1 protein-coding gene and 1 pseudogene are annotated in these 2,917 nt (G+C 38.5%); both read left to right on the top strand.

From position 1 onward, the window contains the following. Positions 1-229 precede the first annotated feature (229 nt). Positions 230-1,177, top strand: coding sequence for a helix-turn-helix transcriptional regulator (locus KIV40_RS26175; RefSeq protein WP_285352106.1), 948 nt, complete (start codon positions 230-232; stop codon positions 1,175-1,177). A 588-nt stretch (positions 1,178-1,765) separates the two neighbouring features. After that, positions 1,766-2,778: pseudogene (locus KIV40_RS26170) on the top strand (helix-turn-helix domain-containing protein). The last annotated feature ends 139 nt before the right edge of the window (positions 2,779-2,917 follow it).

Genomic DNA, 2,917 nt, shown 5'->3' with positions numbered 1-2,917 from the left:
ATATGAAATATGTTCTCCCAGCCGAACGTTTCTCACTTTTAAGATAAGTGCAAAAAATAATTTACCGTATGGACGAGTGTATATATTTCATTAACCTATGAGATTCAAATCTAAAAAAGAGAGTAAATTCAAGGCATTTTTATTGTTATTGTTGTTATTTAGGACAAAGCTAATTTAGGAGGCCAACGTAATGCAGGCCTCCTTTCAATAATAACAACAAGGTACATGTATGTTTGGAGACTATCTAAAACAGTTGAGAGTGCAACAAGGATTAACCCAAAAGGAACTGGCCACAAAGCTCAACCTTGCTAACCCCGAATTCCTATCCGTTGACTCAGTGACAGTAAGTCGCTGGGAAAGAAACACCACCACACCCAATACGATTAAAGCCATCAAAGTATTGCGTGAGTTAACGCTGGATCTAAAGCCCTTCTTACTGTCCATCCCCTCCCCTGAAGATGAGACATTTCTAGATGATATTCTTTATACACGCTTTCGCTCCCAGCGTGCGTTATTGATGATGTCAGACTATGAAGAGTTGAAGCCCAGCGAAGAGATTGAGATTACCGAAGAAACGTTATTTGAAGACGAGGTTGACGCTCACCTTACTCGGTTAAAAAACTTTTTCCTGAATGCAGATGCCCACTATCCTGGAATGATCGATCTAGACTTTTTAACAATGCATGAAGAAAAGAAACTGATTGCCAAAGTCTACAAAGACAGTGCTTCACAAAAAGTTCGCGGTCATTCCATTTCTTTTTTATTTCGCGTGGAAGATCTAGATACCCGCTTTAGTACACCGCATCAAACCTTACCGTTTAACCTTGCACGGGCATACTCAGAAGCCAGAGAACTTGCTTTATGTTGTTTAAGTCGTTATGCGACCAGCGAACAGGTATTCATGATTCTTCACCCTACATTGGTCGATTACATTGCTCAGCGTTCTAACATTACTCAACTGTACTACTACGCCTTTGATAACAAGTTTACTGATTATTTGGTAAGCCTAGGGGCAGAAAAAATCGCTTACGATACTCCCGATAAAATAGGGTCAGTTAAAATTGGTAAAACAGCATATCGTAAATGCTTACTAAAAGTAGATACCGCAGTTTTATTAGCTCAACCATCGATTATTTCTCTTCTTCATCAACATCAAGCCAATATCATCAATGGCTAAAAACCGATATAAGTCATCCTTCTAATATAACAAGCACTATGAAATCGTATTAATTACCATTAAAATTAGTGCTTTTACTCTAATTAATCCTGAACGACTAACTCCTTAATAAATATCTAATATACCCATATAAAATATGTTCTCCCAGCCGAACATTTCTCACTTTTAATATAAGTGCAAAAAATAACTTACCGTATGAATGATTGTATATGTTTCATTAACCTATTCGATTCAAATCTAAAAAAGAGAGTAAATTCAAGGCATTTTTATTGTTATTGTTATTGTTATTGTTATTTAGGACAAATAAGTCCTGAACTAGGCATCTTCTATTCTCTCAATAATTACAATGCCTTCTCATTTTAACAACAAACATAATACGATTTGCGTAATATTTATGAACAAATACGACATAAATATTAATGCATTATCAGCCTCCCATACGCCATATCAATTTTTAAGGGCTGTGTGTAAATTGAATACCATTTCAAGTAATTGACATATTCGGCAGGGAAATATCATGCACATAACTTCTACCAAATATAACAAATTTAGCTATGGACATGTTTTAAACCAAAGGGGGAAAGTAAAGTGTTCGGGAGTTATCTAAAATCAATAAGAACCACATTAGGGTTAACTCAGGAGCAAGCATCGCTAAAGTTAAACCTATTAGGTGGTGATTTAGCCAACATAGATTGTGTCACTTTCAGTCGCTGGGAAAGAGGCATCACTCAACCAAGCCTTAGTCGAAGGGTAAGGGTGCTTAGGGCATTTGAAAATAACTTGCTGCCTTATTTGTGCAGTTTGGGGGTGGACTCATCGCTAAAAGATGACGTGGAGCAATTTGAATTGTCGCTGAAGCAGCGATATCAGGATGCGATGTCTATTCTTTCAGGAATTGACTACAACACGCCATTTCCTATTGAGCATAACCATATTGACGAGGAAGAGCTCAGACAAAGTAATGAGCAAGACTTCATCCATAGTCTCAACAACTTTCACAATCAGTTGAAGTGGCTTAACGTCAAACATAATCTCACTTCCATCGATCTGGTTGAATACCAGCGAGACGGTCGAGCAATCACTTACAAATACCTTTCTAACAAAGAGTTAGTCGGCCATAACATTGGCATGTTTTTTACTGAACCAACATTTGAAAATGAGATTGATAGAATTAAAAAGAACCGCTTACCTATCGATTCAATCGATCTTAGGCTGACTAAGGGGATAAAAGACAAAGGGGTGTATTCTTATTACGCCATCAGTCAACACTCAAAGAGCGAGCGTGTTTTTCGGAAGCAATTGCATACTGAGTTCACTTTCTTAGCTCAAAACGCTCAGATCCATCATTACTATGCTAGCGTGACACTCAAAAGCTCGGTAGATGTCATGCTAAAGATGGGCTTCAGCGTAGCCGCCTATGAAGGCGAAAACCCTGTAGGAGCGATTAAGGTTGGTTCTAAGCGCTATACTCGAGCCATCATGTACATAGAGACAAGTGAATTGTTTACTCAGCCAGAATTTCTCTATCTGCTTACTTGCTGTGGTGTTTATTCTCACCGAAACTGCGAAGCCTGTACAGAACGTCCCGCTGCATCTGCTAAGTAAGCTTCCCCAACTTCATCATTGAGTATCCACTGCGATTAAAGGCCAACATTGCACCTCCCTCTTTCCCATGCCTCGTTGGTCTTTTCATTATTTCGTACTTGGTCAATAGGCCTTGCACTTACGAATCCCCTCATA

The sequence above is a fragment of the Vibrio sp. D173a genome, assembly GCF_030248475.1.
This window is presented reverse-complemented; position numbering and strand designations above follow the sequence as displayed.